General features: G+C 62.2%; 12 protein-coding genes. 4 read left to right on the top strand and 8 right to left on the bottom strand.

What is annotated here, in order from left to right; translation table 11 throughout:
- Positions 1–10: 10 nt before the first annotated feature.
- The 3 genes from atpA to C5L10_RS20450 all read right to left on the bottom strand — a co-directional run bounded on the left by atpA (position 11) and on the right by C5L10_RS20450 (position 2,751).
- Entirely contained in the window at positions 11–1,540 is a 1,530-nt protein-coding gene (gene atpA, locus C5L10_RS20460; protein ID WP_046637176.1) for a F0F1 ATP synthase subunit alpha, read from the bottom strand.
- Positions 1,540–2,106, bottom strand: a complete 567-nt coding sequence (locus C5L10_RS20455; RefSeq protein ID WP_080950990.1) for a F0F1 ATP synthase subunit delta — start codon at positions 2,104–2,106, stop codon at positions 1,540–1,542. Before C5L10_RS20455 ends, atpA begins: the two co-directional genes overlap by 1 nt.
- Positions 2,107–2,367: 261 nt before the next feature.
- Positions 2,368–2,751, bottom strand: a complete 384-nt coding sequence (locus C5L10_RS20450) for a hypothetical protein (protein ID WP_046665065.1) — start codon at positions 2,749–2,751, stop codon at positions 2,368–2,370.
- Between the two features lie 341 nt (positions 2,752–3,092).
- Here C5L10_RS20450 and C5L10_RS20445 point away from each other — a divergent pair, with 341 nt between their 5' ends.
- On the top strand, positions 3,093–4,019 hold the full coding sequence (locus C5L10_RS20445) for a nucleotidyltransferase domain-containing protein (RefSeq protein WP_245448067.1): 927 nt from the start codon (positions 3,093–3,095) through the stop codon (positions 4,017–4,019).
- A 34-nt stretch (positions 4,020–4,053) separates the two neighbouring features.
- Here the strand turns inward: C5L10_RS20445 and C5L10_RS20440 are convergent, their stop codons facing one another.
- The 3 genes from C5L10_RS20440 to C5L10_RS20430 are packed head-to-tail and all read right to left on the bottom strand — an operon-like array spanning position 4,054 to position 8,443.
- Entirely contained in the window at positions 4,054–6,276 is a 2,223-nt protein-coding gene (locus tag C5L10_RS20440) for a primosomal protein N' (RefSeq protein ID WP_105431153.1), read from the bottom strand.
- A gap of 48 nt (positions 6,277–6,324) precedes the next feature.
- On the bottom strand, positions 6,325–7,461 hold the full coding sequence (locus C5L10_RS20435) for an AAA family ATPase (RefSeq protein ID WP_105431152.1): 1,137 nt from the start codon (positions 7,459–7,461) through the stop codon (positions 6,325–6,327).
- Between the two features lie 52 nt (positions 7,462–7,513).
- Positions 7,514–8,443: a GNAT family N-acetyltransferase gene (locus tag C5L10_RS20430; protein WP_105431151.1), complete on the bottom strand. Its 930-nt coding sequence runs from the start codon at positions 8,441–8,443 to the stop codon at positions 7,514–7,516.
- A gap of 152 nt (positions 8,444–8,595) precedes the next feature.
- Between C5L10_RS20430 and C5L10_RS20425 the strand changes: the two genes are divergently transcribed.
- Positions 8,596–9,531: a tyrosine recombinase XerC gene (locus tag C5L10_RS20425; RefSeq protein WP_105431150.1), complete on the top strand. Its 936-nt coding sequence runs from the start codon at positions 8,596–8,598 to the stop codon at positions 9,529–9,531.
- Positions 9,532–9,628: 97 nt separating this feature from the next.
- Entirely contained in the window at positions 9,629–10,708 is a 1,080-nt protein-coding gene (locus tag C5L10_RS20420) for a TraB/GumN family protein (protein ID WP_105431149.1), read from the top strand.
- Between the two features lie 13 nt (positions 10,709–10,721).
- On the opposite strand, the gene C5L10_RS20415 is transcribed toward C5L10_RS20420, so the two are convergent.
- On the bottom strand, positions 10,722–11,213 hold the full coding sequence (locus tag C5L10_RS20415; RefSeq protein WP_105431148.1) for a cytochrome b: 492 nt from the start codon (positions 11,211–11,213) through the stop codon (positions 10,722–10,724).
- A 233-nt stretch (positions 11,214–11,446) separates the two neighbouring features.
- Between C5L10_RS20415 and C5L10_RS20410 the strand changes: the two genes are divergently transcribed.
- Positions 11,447–11,839, top strand: a complete 393-nt coding sequence (locus tag C5L10_RS20410) for a GFA family protein (protein WP_105431147.1) — start codon at positions 11,447–11,449, stop codon at positions 11,837–11,839.
- Positions 11,840–11,915: 76 nt separating this feature from the next.
- Here the strand turns inward: C5L10_RS20410 and lpdA are convergent, their stop codons facing one another.
- Complete coding sequence (lpdA, locus tag C5L10_RS20405; RefSeq protein ID WP_105431146.1) at positions 11,916–13,322, bottom strand: dihydrolipoyl dehydrogenase; 1,407 nt, start codon at positions 13,320–13,322, stop codon at positions 11,916–11,918.
- Between the last annotated feature and the right edge of the window lie 80 nt (positions 13,323–13,402).

The raw sequence follows: 13,402 nt of genomic DNA, 5'->3' as shown, positions 1-13,402 counted from the left end.
TGATCTGTTCTCAGGCGAAAGACTTGGCGTAGCTGTCGAGAGACGCCTTCAGCTTCGCACGCGTGTCGTCGGAAAGCTGCTTCTCGGTGCGGATCGCATCGAGGATAGCCTTGCCTTCGGAACGAAGGTACGAGAGGAAGCCCTGCTCGAATTTGCCGACCTGGGCGACCGAGATCTTGTCGAGGTAGCCGTTGACGCCGGCGAAGATCACCGCGACCTGCTCTTCCGTCTTCAGCGGCGCGAACTGCGGCTGCTTCAGGAGTTCCGTCAGGCGTGCACCACGGTTCAAAAGGCGCTGCGTCGAGGCGTCGAGGTCGGAACCGAACTGGGCGAAGGCGGCCATTTCGCGATACTGGGCGAGTTCGCCCTTGATCGAGCCGGCAACCTGCTTCATCGCCTTGACCTGCGCGGCCGAGCCGACGCGGGAAACCGACAGACCGACGTTAACGGCCGGACGGATGCCCTGGTAGAACAGGTCGGTTTCAAGGAAGATCTGGCCGTCGGTGATCGAGATCACGTTGGTCGGAATGAAGGCCGAAACGTCGTTACCCTGGGTTTCGATGACCGGCAGAGCCGTCAGCGAACCATTGCCGCGCTCGTCGGAGAGCTTTGCAGCGCGCTCGAGAAGGCGGGAATGCAGATAGAAAACGTCACCCGGATAGGCTTCGCGGCCCGGCGGGCGGCGCAGCAGAAGCGACATCTGACGATAGGCGACGGCCTGCTTGGAAAGGTCGTCGTAGCCGATCAGGGCGTGCTGACCGTTGTCGCGGAAGTATTCGCCCATGGCGCAGCCGGCGAACGGTGCAAGGTACTGCATCGGAGCCGGATCGGAAGCGGTCGCAGCAACGATGATCGAGTACGGCAGAGCGCCGCGCTCTTCGAGAACCTTCACGAACTGGGCAACCGTCGAGCGCTTCTGGCCGATAGCGACGTAGACGCAGAACAGCTTTTCCGAGTCCGGGCCGTTATCGTGGATGGCCTTCTGGTTGAGGATCGTGTCGAGAATGATCGCGGTCTTGCCGGTCTGGCGGTCGCCGATGACCAGCTCGCGCTGGCCGCGGCCGACCGGGATGAGCGCATCGATGGCCTTGAGGCCGGTCGACATCGGCTCATGAACCGACTTGCGCGGAATGATGCCCGGAGCCTTGACGTCGACGCGCGAACGGCGGGTCGCATTGATCGGGCCCTTGCCGTCGATCGGGTTGCCGAGCGCGTCGACGACGCGGCCGAGCAGTTCCGGACCAACAGGAACGTCGACGATGGCGCCGGTCCGCTTGACGATGTCGCCTTCCTTGATCGCACGGTCGGAACCGAAGATGACGACGCCGACATTGTCGGCTTCGAGGTTCAGCGCCATACCACGGATGCCGCCCGGGAATTCGACCATCTCACCGGCCTGGACGTTGTCCAGACCGTAGACGCGGGCAATGCCGTCGCCGACGGACAGAACCTGTCCGACTTCGGAAACCTCAGCCTCCTGGCCGAAGTTCTTGATCTGGTCTTTCAGAATTGCGGAAATTTCCGCGGCGCGGATATCCATCAGCCAACCTCTTTCAGTGCAAGCTTAAGGGTGGAAAGTTTGGTGCGAAGGGAAGTATCGATCTGACGAGAACCGACCTTGACGATCAGTCCGCCGAGGATCGACGGGTCGATGGTCACGGCGATTGTCACGTCCTTGCCGGTTACGCCCTTCAGCGCCGACTTGAGTTCGTTTTCCTGCGCCTGGGAAAGCGCATGCGCCGAGGTGACCTCGGCAGTGATTTCACCGCGGTGCTCTGCGGCGATCTGGCGGAAGGCGCGGATCATGCCGGGCATCGCGAAAAGACGACGATTGCCGGCGACCACCTTCAGGAAATTGGCGACGAGACCGGAAATGCCAGCTCGCTCGGCAACGGCGAGCACGGCCTTCTGCTGATCTTCGGCGGAAAATACCGGGCTTGCGACCAGGCGTCGCAGGTCTTCACTCTCATCCAGCAGCGCCTGAAAACGATCAAGATCGGCACCGACCTTGTCGATCGAACCAGCCTCGAGGGACAGTTCGAAAAGCGAGGAAGCATAACGCTCCGCTACACCGGAAATAAGCTGGGACGTGTCAGCCACGGGCACAGTTTCCCTGTATTGCCATCCAAGCGCCAGACCCTACGGGAGAGGTGAAGCAAGAGCTTGAAATCGTTTGATTTTTTCTCAGAACCTGCAGAGCTTGCGCCCTACCCTTTCCGACTTTCGCGGTCCGTCTAGCATAGGCTGTAAGGACTCGCAACACGCCTGATAACGGAAAAAGCCGGACACGCAAGGGCTGAGAGCGATTTTATACCGGAAGCGGAAGGATTTTCGGCAGGCAACCGCCTGCAATCTGCGAATTATGCGTCAGATATAGCCGAAGACATAGGCGAGCGGCCCGCCGGCAAGCGCAACCTGAAGTAGGGAAAATGCTATATTTCTGGGGGTGAGGCCTCGATCCAGGGCACAGGACAGCAGCCGCCCCAGAGCGGCAAATCCGAGCGCAATGCCAAGCGTCATGTAGATCCAGTCCTGGGCCAGCATGATCGCCGCCAGACCGAAGCCCAGATGATGGGCGCCGGCGGAGCGGACCGCGGCATAACCTTCCGGCCGCACCTCGCCGATCTGGAATGCGGTCAGGCGCAGGACGACGGCGGGAAACAGGAAGACGAGGAGACCGAGCGCAGCCGTTGCCGCCGCACAGACGAAAGCCACCTGCTCGCCGAGTTCAGTGGGAAAATAGAGTTCCATGTCGCCTCCGCCGCGTTGAGATTCGCAAGATATGCCACAACGTATCCTGAGCCGGAAGGGCCGGATGAGCCGGCCATGCAGACACGTCGCGGAGCAAGTGCCATTGAAATTTAACAATTTATCCCTATTATTGGGAAAATACGCCAAGCAGGGATAAAATCACGGGACGAGGCGTCGATTCGATTTATCCCTTTGCCGTCTACTCGGAAAGAAAAAGGGATAAGATGTTCGAAATCAGCGTTTTAAGCGGAGAGCAATCCCGTCAGATTATCGATACCGAACAAGCCTTTTCGGCATGGAAAGCCGCATCGGCGGAATTGAAAAGCCGGTATTCAGGTTCCATGGCCTTCAAGACCGTCGCTGGCCGCGACTACCTCTACCGCAAGACCGGCACGATATGGAAATCGCTAGGCCCGCGGAATAACGATGCCGAACTAACCCATCAGCGATTCCACCAGGGTCGGGAGCGATTGAGGGAGAGGACTGCCGCGCTCACTCGACGCCTGGACGAACTGGCCGCCGTCAACCGCGCGATGCGGCTCGGGCGTCTCCCGCTGATCGCAGCACGCATCCTGCGTGCCCTCGGTTCCTCGTCTCTGATGGGCAGCGCCGTCGATGTGGTCGGGACCCATTGCATTTTCGCCTATGAGCGGATGGTGGGTGTGAGGGTGGATAGCCAGCTCGTCGCGACGGGCGATATCGATCTGCTCTTCGACGCCCGCACCAGTCTGAGACTGCTCGGCAAGAGCCTCCCCGAAAACGGCTGGCTCGGCCTTCTGCAGCAGGTGGATCACTCCTTCCACCTCCTCGCGAAAGGCGATTTTCGGGCCGCCAACGACGAGGGTTTTCTGGTCGATCTCATCACACCCACCGGACAGGACCCCATACGGCCGAAGCGTACGCCCTCCGCCATGGGCGCAGGCGACTTGACGGCTGTCGAGATCGAAGGGCTCGTCTGGCTGGTCAACAGTCCGAAAGTAGAAATCGTGGTGCTCGATGCACGGGGTTATCCCGTCGTCATGTCCGTGCCGGATCCCCGCAGCTTCGCGCTTCATAAACTCTGGGTATCGGAACGGGACGATCGCGATGCGATCAAGAAAAGGCGGGACAGGGACCAGGCCGATCTCGTGGCGCGGCTGCTCGCCGAACATATGCCGCATCTGCGCTTCGATGATCCGGCGCTACAGGCGCTCCCTTCCGAACTTCGCCAGTTGGCGGCCAGATTTGCCAACAAACCGGAACCGGATTCGCTGGAACCCGGTTGGTAGCCGACACGGCCGGAAAACAGGACCACCGCATACGCTAGAGAAAACTCTGCGGGTCGATATCGAGTTGGATCTGCACCGAGCCGCGCTGTTTCGGGCCGTTTTCCATCATCGCTCGCAGAAACGCCTGCATGTCGGAATTGCGCCGTCCATGCACCAGCAGCCGGAAGCGGTGCCGGCCGCGCACCAGCGCCAGCGGCGCTTCCGCGGGACCCAGCACAGAAATGCCGGTGACCTTTGGCGCGGCGGCCCTGAGGCCCCGCGCATGGGTTTCCGCGTCCGCCCGGGTATCGGCGGAGACAATCAGCGAGGCGAGCCGGCCGAACGGCGGCAGGATCGCCTTCTCGCGCTCGGCGATCTCCCGCTCGTAGAAAGCGCCGGCATCTCCCGAGACGATCGCCTGCATCACCGGATGCTGCGGCTGGAATGTCTGCAGCAGGCCATGGCTCTTGAGGCCGGTTCGTCCGGCGCGGCCGGTCACCTGGCTCAAAAGCTGGAAGGTGCGCTCGGCGGCGCGCGGATCGCCATTGGACAGGCCGAGATCGGAATCGACGATGCCGACCAGCGTCATCAGCGGAAAGTTATGACCCTTGGCGACAAGCTGCGTGCCGATGACGATATCCGCCTCGCCCTTGGCGATCGCTTCCAGCTCCAGCCGCATGCGCTTGACGCCGCCGAGCAGGTCCGACGACATCACGATCGTCCGCGCCTCGGGAAAATGCTTTTCGACCTCTTCGGCGATCCGCTCCACCCCCGGCCCGCAGGCGACCAGATGGTCGAACGTGCCGCATTCAGGGCAGGCTTCCGGCGTGCGTTCCGAATAACCGCATTGATGGCACTGGATCTGGCTCTTGAACCGGTGCTCCACCAGCCAGCTCGAACATTGCGGGCACTGGAACCGGTGGCCGCAGACGCGGCAGAGCGTCAGCGGCGCATATCCACGCCGGTTGAGGAACAGCAGCGACTGCTCCTTCCGTTCAAGGGTTTTCTTCATGGCCCGCAAAAGCACTGGCGACAGGAAGCCGCCGCGCTCCGGCGGGTGGCGCCGCATGTCGATCAGATGCAGGTCCGGCATCGCCGCATCGCCAAAACGGGTCGGCAGGTGCACGGTGTTGTAGCGGCCGGCCAATCCGTTGACCTGGCTCTCGACCGAGGGCGTCGCCGAAACCAGCACGATCGGAAAATCGCCGATCCGGGCGCGCACCACCGCCATGTCGCGGGCATTGTAAAAGACCCGGTCTTCCTGCTTGTAGGCCGGGTCGTGCTCTTCGTCGACGATGATCAGGCCGAGGTCCTCGAAGGGCAGGAACAGCGCCGAGCGCGCGCCGGCCACCACCTTCACCTCGCCGGTCACCACGCCGCGCCAGACCTTTTCGCGCATGCGGGGGGCAAGGTCCGAATGCCATTCGCCGGGCTTGGCGCCGAACCGCTCCTGAAAGCGCTCGAGGAAGCTCGAGGTGAGCGCGATCTCCGGCAGCAGGATCAGTACCTGGCGACCCTGCCTCAAGGTTTCGGCGATCGCCTCGAAATAGACTTCCGTCTTGCCCGAGCCGGTGACGCCGTCGATCAGCGAGGCGGAGAACCCGCCGGCGCGGATCGATTCCAGGATGTCCACGGACGCCTGTTTCTGCGGCCCCTCGATGCGCGGGCTGATATAATCCGGATCTGGTCGCGCGACAACGGGCGGCGGAGGCAGGAAGACAGTCTCGAAAATCCCTTGCGCGGTCAGCCCGTCCACGACGCTCATCGAGACGCCGGCGGCATGCGCCAGCCCGCTGCGCGTCCACGGGATTTCCTCCTCGCCGGCGAGATCGAGCACCCGGGCGCGCGCCGGCGTCAGCCGCTCCGGTTGCCCGCCGAGATACCGCAATCCTTCGACCATCGGCTCGGGGTCGAGTGCTGCCGGCGCCCTTATCGCCATGCGTGCCACGAGGCCGGGCGGCGACAACGTATAGCTCGCCACCCAATCGACGAAATCGCGCATTTCCTTGGAAAGCGGCGGGCAATCGAAAACCAGCGTGATCGGCCTCAGCTTCTTCGGATCGAGCCTGTCGTCATTCTCACCGTCCCAGACGACGCCGATCAGCTGCCGCGGCCCGACCGGCACCTGGACCACCGAACCGGGTTCCACATGCACCCCTTCCGGTACGGCATAGCTATAGGCGCCCGGCACCGGCAGCGGCACCAGGACCGGCACCACCCTTGCCAATGACGGCGCTTCGAACAGTGAACCGAAGAGATCGGACGAATCTATGCCCATGGGCGGGACCATGCCCAAACGCGGAACAAAAGTGAACCCTAAACAGGATTACTCATCTTCGTCGTCGATGGCGCCGGTCAGTCGCATGCCCTGGATCCAGGTCGCGCCCTCCTTTCGTATCACCCGCCGCGGCCGCGTACCGCAACGTTCCTCGACGGCGGAAGCAAGTGGTTCCGAATGGGTGACGATCCAGATCTGGCTGTGGCGAGCGGCCTGGGCGATCATGTCCGCCAGCGGCGGCAGCATGTCCGGATGCAGGCTCGCCTCCGGCTCGTTGAGCGCGATCAGTGGGGGCTGGCGATAGGACATCAACGCCGCCGCAAGCCCGAGGAAACGGATCTGCCCGTCGGAAAGTTCACGCGGCTGAAATACCCGTTTGGGAAAATCCGGGAAGACGAGGCCGAATTCCGCATATTCGCCGGGCTCAGGCACATGCAGTTTCGCCCCGCCAAGAGCCGCAGCAACGGCGCGGTCGAGCTCCACCGTGTCCCCGCGGGTGTGGACGAGTGTCGCGAACACCGCCGCCACGTTCCCGCCGTCCTGATCGAGCAGCGGCGAGGTAACGGCCAGGCAGGGCTGCCGCAGGTTGGAATCCCGATCCGTTCGAAAACCATGGAAGAACCGCCAGCCGTCCATCAATCGCCGAAAAGCGCCGGCTTCCGGATAATGGCCGGCATCCCCGAGCAGCGCGATTGCCGTTTCCGAGGTCATCGCCTTTTCGGGATACTCTTCCATGCGGCCACTTGTCCCGCGCACCATGATCCCCGGCCCGGTGCGTTTTATCATCGTCACGGGCCGCGAACCGGTTTCAACGACAAGCTCCTCCTCCTTCACCTGCGGCTCGAAGGCAAAACCCGCTGCATCGATAGGCGGACGAAGCCCCGCCTCGACCCGGTAGCGGAACGTCACCGCCCGCTCTTCATCAAGAACCTCGACCTCGAGCTTGATGCGGAAATTCTTCTCCTGCCGGCGATGGCCGGACCAGAGCGCCGAGGCCATGCCGCCTTCGGCCGCGATCTCATAGGCCAGATTGCCGCGAACCGCCGCCTGCACCAGCTGCAGGGCACGGTAAAGATTGGACTTTCCGACGCCGTTCTCGCCGATGAACAGGTTGACACCGGCCAGATCCATGCGGATCGAGCGCAGCGAGCGATAATTGGCGGCAAACATCGAGCGAAGCAGCATGCGCTATTCCTAGCCGAACAACGGGATGGAAAAAATGCTGCTCAACCCGACTTCACGCCGCCGAAGCCGTCTGCGATTTCTCCACGGCCTTGAACGTCGCATCGCCATCCGCGGCGAGTTCGAACACCGTGTGCTGTTCCAGCGCCTTGGTGACCTCCGTCATGTCGCCATCGAGCGCGCTCGGCGGGATCATCTGACCGACGGTGAAATCGAAATGGTCGCCCTTCTTGTTCAGGAGCTCGTAGAACACCGTCATGTCACGCAGTTCCGTCGACCATTTGGCGAACCAGTAGAACAGGCCGGAATTGCGCGCCCGCATGTGGATCGGCAGGATCGGCAGATTGTACTTGCGGGCGAGACTGACGGCGGAGGTTTTCCACGGCCGTTCGTTGAGCTTGCCCTCCGCCCAGTAGGCGATGCGCCCCGAGGGAAACAGCACCATGACCTTGCCGTCCTCGATGGTCTTGTTGGTCAGAACCAGCGTCTCGCGCGCCTTCAGCTTGGTCTTGTATTCCTCCCGCCACTCGACGGGGATGATCATCTCGGAAAAGCGGGGATTGACGCGCACCGCGTCACGGTTGGCGAACACCATCATGTCCGGCCGGCGCGACTTCAGGAGGTCGAAGACGGCAACCCCGTCGGCGATCCCCGTCGGATGGTTGCTGACGAGAATAAAGCCGCCCTTTTCGGGAATGCGTTCGGCATTGGCGACCGTCACATCCAGTTTCAGGAGATCGCTCATGTATTCGAAGCACTGGAAGCCGCTGAGCGTCGAGATGTCGTTGGCGAAGTTGATCGCCCGTCCATAACGGAGCAGCGTGTAGAGAAATGGCCGCATTACCGGCCAGAGCGGATTCTGGACGATCCGCTGGCCGCGCTCGGCAATCAATGTGTCGACGATGTGACCGGGTTTGCCTTGTGAAACGAGGGCGACTGTTTCCGCGAACTGTCCAAAAGTGGTCGTAGAATCACGGCGCGCCATAGAAACTCCCGCAGGCAGGACCTGCTTGGTATGGCAGCCCCGTATGATCGAACGATGACATCGTTACCCACGACTAAGGCAGTCTTAGGGATTTTGTAACGCCGTCCAGAGCAATCTGGGGCGCAACCAATCCAAATTCAACGGGGCCGACAGTGAATGAGCTGCTGATTATCGCCGCACCCGATATCGTGGAAAAACGTCGCGAATGGCTGGAGAGCCTGGCAAACGAACGCCGGCTTTCGGACAACACGCTCGATGCCTATGAACGCGATACGCGGCAGTTTTTGACGTTTCTGACCCGACATCTGGCAGGTCCGGCGAAAATTTCCGATATCCACACCCTGCGCCCGGCCGACCTGCGTGCTTTCCTGGCCGCGCGCCGCCGAGACGGTTCCGGAGCAAAGTCGCTCGGCCGGCATCTCGCCGGGCTCCGTTCATTTCTTCGTTATCTCGAGCGAAAGGGCCTGGTGAACGCTGCAGCAGCCGGCGCCATCCGGGCGCCGAAGCAGCCGAAGTCCCTGCCGAAACCGCTGACCGACCGCCAGGCGCTCAATCTTGTCACGACAGGTGCCCAGCTGCAGGAGGAGCCATGGATCGCCGCCCGGGATGCGGCCGTGCTGGCCCTGCTCTACGGCTGCGGCCTGCGCATCTCCGAGGCCCTGGGTCTCAGACCAACGGACCTGACACCGGGCGCGACAACCCTGCGGATCACCGGCAAGGGCGGCAAGACCCGTCTCGTGCCGCTGCTGCAGGCCGTGTTCGATGCCGTCGCCACCTACAGGAAACTCTGCCCCTACCATCTGGAAGCCGAAAAGCCGCTGTTTCGCGGCGCCCGCGGCGGACCGCTGCAGCCGGCGATCATCCAGCGAGAAATGCAGAAACTAAGAAGCGCCTTCGGGCTGCCGGAGACGGCAACCCCGCATGCGCTGCGGCATTCCTTCGCCACCCATCTGCTCGCCGGCGGCGGCGATCTGCGCACCATCCAGGAACTGCTCGGCCATGCCAGCCTTTCGACGACCCAGGTCTATACCGGCGTCGATTCCTCAAGGCTGCTGGAAGTCTACGACCGCGCCCACCCCCGTGCTTAGCCCCTAAATCTGCCTGAACGAAGTTTTAACCAACTGCGTTAAGCGCTTGTGCAGCCGCCATCGCTAACATGCCGGCAACTTTCAGACGGATGACATGATGACTCCCGCCTTTGCCTCCCCCACCGGCGCTTTGATCAAGCGCGCCCAAGGTTTCGTGCTGTGGCTGATCGCGGCTGCCCACGTCGTGGCGCTTGCCTCTTTCCTTCTCGTCCTCGGCTCGCTGTCCCCGGCACGGGCGGAAACGCCCGCCTGCGACGGCCGGAACCTCCTCGAAGAGATGAAGGCCGAGAAGTCGGCGCTCTACGACCAGATCGTCACTGAAGCCGCCAAAGTGCCGAACGGCAAGGGCATTTTCTGGAAGATCGAGAAGGACGGGCTGGCACCATCCTACCTGCTCGGCACCATGCATGTGTCCGATCCGCGGGTTCTGAAAATGCCGCTCGGCGCCGCAGAAGCCCATTCCAAGGCGAAGACCATCATCATCGAATCCGACGAGGTCATCGACGAGAAGAAGGCGATGGCCAAGATGCTGGCCAAACCGGAACTGATGATGCTGACGGACGGCAGCACGATCGATTCGCTCTTGCCGAAGGACGATGTTGCGCTGCTCGAAACCGGTCTGAAGGCCCGCGGAGTGCCGCTCTCGGCCGTCTCGCGCATGCGGCCATGGATGCTGATGGCGCTCGTTTCCGTGCCGGCCTGCGAGCTTGCCCGCAAGGCCCAGAACGTCGCCTTCCTCGACAAGAAGATCGCCGAACAGGCAACGGCCGAGGGCAAGCCCGTCAAGGGCCTGGAAACGCTCGAAGAGCAGGCAGCGGCACTGAATGCCATCCCGATCGATCTGCACCTCAAGTCGCTGATCGAAACCATCAAGCTCGGTAAGCGCGTCGACGATGTCTTCGAGACGCTGACGGAAGTCTATCTTTCCGGCGAGATCGGCCTTGCCATACCGATGCTGAAAGCCGTGGCACCTGATGGCACCGAGGACGAGGCCGGTTATGGCGACTTTGAAAACCTGGTGGTCAGCAAGCGCAACCATGTGATGGCCGATCGGGCAGCCCCGATCCTCGATCAGGGCGCCGCCTTCATGGCCGTCGGCGCTCTTCACCTGCCGGGCGAGGAAGGCCTTGTCGAACTCCTCCGGAAGAAGGGCTTCAAGGTGACGGCGGTCAATTGACGCCGCCCATCCTTCATCGACCGCTCGTCATCCGCTTCAGCACATCGGTCTTCCAGTAGAACTGATGCACCAGCACGCCGCCGATATGGGCGACGATCAACGCCCACATCAAAAGTTTCAGCGGCCCGGCATGGGCGAAGCCGGCTGTCGCGTTGCCGAAGAACCAGGCGCCGATGCCGGCGAGCGGCATGGCGACAAAGAGCGCGTAAAAAGCCCAGTGGCTGATCTTCGCCACCACCCGCAGGAACGGCGGCTCTTGCCTCGGCTCCGGCGGCACGCCCTGCACGAGCCGCAGACAGAGCCGGATCAGGCCGAGAACCAGCACGCTGATACCGACATAGGCGTGGATATTCGCCGCACTCACCTGTTCCGGCGTCAGCGCCTGGCCGCGGAACATCAGCCGCGCGGCAGTCTCCATCGCATCGGTGAAAAGCAGGTTGAAGAGGATCAGCGCCGCCATCAGCCAATGCAGGATACGCTGCGGCAAGGTGAAGGAGAGAGCCATTTCTCAGCCTTTTCAGAAGATTGGAACAATGGCATCCAATCTATGGCCGTTTGCCGGAGGCTCAAGCGAAAGCGGCATGCCTGTCCAAGATTTAATCCTGGAATTGACCAATCGTAATTCCATGCCGTGCGTTCGGCCGGTAGCGATGACCATTATCGTCCGCTGCGGACAATTGCACCGAAGACGCTGCTGGGTGTAAAAATCCGGCCGCTTGATCTTGGAGGAGATGCAACATGGATCGATTTACCGGCGGTTGCCTGTGCGGCAACGTACGATTTGTGGCGTCGGGACTGCCGTACCGGGTCGGCCTCTGTCATTGTCTCGACTGCCGCAAGCACCATGGAGCGCTTTTCCACGCTTCCGCAATATTTCCGCAGGACGCGGTGACGGTCGATGGCGAGACGCACGATTACGCCGGCCGGTTTTTCTGTCCCCGCTGCGGTTCCTCGGTTTTCGCACGCACCGCGGACGAGATCGAAGTCAACCTCGGATCCCTGGATGCCCCTGACCAGCTGACGCCAACCTACGAAAGCTGGATCATCCGCCGCGAGTCCTGGTTGCCGCCGTTTCCGCTCGCGAGGCGATACGAGCGCGACCGCGACGCCACGGGCCGCCTCGAGGGATAGGGAGCGCGGACAGCGAAAAGGGCAGGACAATGTCCCACCCTTTCTGATCGTACCGGCATGAAAGCGCTGGACGCGCTTACATATGGATCGGCTTGAAGAAGGTCGCCAGCGCGGCTTCCTTGACCGCTTCCGACATGGTCGGATGGGCATGGCAGGTGCGGCCGAGGTCTTCCGACGAACCGCCGAATTCCATCAGCACGGCGATCTCGTGGATCATTTCGCCGGCGCCGAAACCGACGATATGGCCGCCGAGAACCCGGTCGGTATCCTTGTCGGCGAGGATCTTCACGAAACCGTCCGTGGCCAGCATGGCGCGGGCGCGGCCATTGGCGGTGAACGGGAACTTGCCGACCTTGTAGGCAATGCCCGCAGCCTTCAGCTCTTCCTCGGTCTTGCCGACGGACGCTACTTCCGGCTGGGTGTAGACGACGCCGGGGATGACGTCGTAGTTCACATGGCCATGCTGGCCGGCGATGATCTCGGCGATCGCAACGCCTTCGTCTTCCGCCTTGTGGGCGAGCATCGGGCCGCGAACGACGTCGCCGATCGCGTAGATGCCTTCGACATTGGTCTTGAAGTGCCCGTCGATCTCGACGCGACCGCGGTTGTCGAGTTTGACGCCCGCTTCTTCGAGGCCGAGACCCGCCGTGTAGGGCTTGCGGCCGGTGGCGATCAGCACGACGTCGGCTTCGAGCGTCTGGGCGTCGCCGCCCTTGACCGGCTCATAGGTGACCTTGGCGCCATTGGCGGCCTTTTCGACACCGGTGACCTTGGCATCCGTGCGGATGTCCATGCCCTGCTTCGCCATCATCCGCTGGAACTGCTTGGAAACGTCGCCGTCCATGCCGCCCAGCAGCTTGTCGAGATATTCGACCACGGTCACCTTGGCACCGAGGCGCGACCAGACCGAGCCAAGCTCCATGCCGATGACGCCGCCGCCGACCACGATCAGGTGCGCCGGCACCTTTTCGAGCGCGATGCCGCCGGTGGACGAGATGATCACCTTCTCGTCGATCTCGACATTGACGCCCGGAATGCCGGCAACGTCGGAGCCGGTGGCGATGACGATGTTCTTGGCCTCGAGTTCCTGGACCTTGCCGTCGTCGCCGGTCACGGAGACCTTGGCCGCCGAAACGATCTTGCCGGTGCCGATGAAGCCGTCGATCTTGTTCTTCTTGAACAGGAAGGAGACGCCGTCGACGTTCGACTTAACGGTCGCGTCCTTGTGGGCCATCATCTTTTCAAGATTGAGTTTTGGCGCGGAAACCTCGACGCCGAGCGCATCCATGCCATGGGCGGCGTGGGCGAACATTTCGGAAGCGTGCAGCAGCGCCTTGGAAGGGATGCAGCCGATGTTGAGGCAGGTCCCGCCATAGGTGGCGCGCTTTTCCACGACCGCGACCTTGAGGCCGAGCTGGGCAGCCTTCACCGCGCAGACGTAACCGCCGGGGCCGCTCCCGATGACGACGAGATCATATGCCATAGTTGTTTTTCCTTCTCTTCATCTCTTCGTTTCATCGCAACTCCGAACGCAAAACCGCTGCGCACTTTTGCTGGAATTGC

This window comes from Neorhizobium sp. T6_25 (genome assembly GCF_002968555.1).
Taxonomy (GTDB): domain Bacteria; phylum Pseudomonadota; class Alphaproteobacteria; order Rhizobiales; family Rhizobiaceae; genus Neorhizobium.
The sequence above is the reverse complement of the archived record's forward strand: the minus strand, read 5'-3'. Positions and strand labels throughout refer to the sequence as shown.

Excerpts from the sequence above, each read along its gene's own strand:
- C5L10_RS20440 (WP_105431153.1), bottom strand. The coding sequence starts at position 6,276 with ATGGGCATAGATTCGTCCGATCTCTTCGGTTCACTGTTCGAAGCGCCG.
- C5L10_RS20430 (WP_105431151.1), bottom strand. The coding sequence starts at position 8,443 with ATGGCGCGCCGTGATTCTACGACCACTTTTGGACAGTTCGCGGAAACA.
- atpA (WP_046637176.1), bottom strand. The coding sequence starts at position 1,540 with ATGGATATCCGCGCCGCGGAAATTTCCGCAATTCTGAAAGACCAGATC.
- C5L10_RS20410 (WP_105431147.1), top strand. The coding sequence starts at position 11,447 with ATGGATCGATTTACCGGCGGTTGCCTGTGCGGCAACGTACGATTTGTG.
- lpdA (WP_105431146.1), bottom strand. The coding sequence starts at position 13,322 with ATGGCATATGATCTCGTCGTCATCGGGAGCGGCCCCGGCGGTTACGTC.
- C5L10_RS20445 (WP_245448067.1), top strand. The coding sequence starts at position 3,093 with ATGGCCTTCAAGACCGTCGCTGGCCGCGACTACCTCTACCGCAAGACC.
- C5L10_RS20450 (WP_046665065.1), bottom strand. The coding sequence starts at position 2,751 with ATGGAACTCTATTTTCCCACTGAACTCGGCGAGCAGGTGGCTTTCGTC.
- C5L10_RS20435 (WP_105431152.1), bottom strand. The coding sequence starts at position 7,461 with ATGCTGCTTCGCTCGATGTTTGCCGCCAATTATCGCTCGCTGCGCTCG.
- C5L10_RS20420 (WP_105431149.1), top strand. The coding sequence starts at position 9,629 with ATGACTCCCGCCTTTGCCTCCCCCACCGGCGCTTTGATCAAGCGCGCC.
- C5L10_RS20415 (WP_105431148.1), bottom strand. The coding sequence starts at position 11,213 with ATGGCTCTCTCCTTCACCTTGCCGCAGCGTATCCTGCATTGGCTGATG.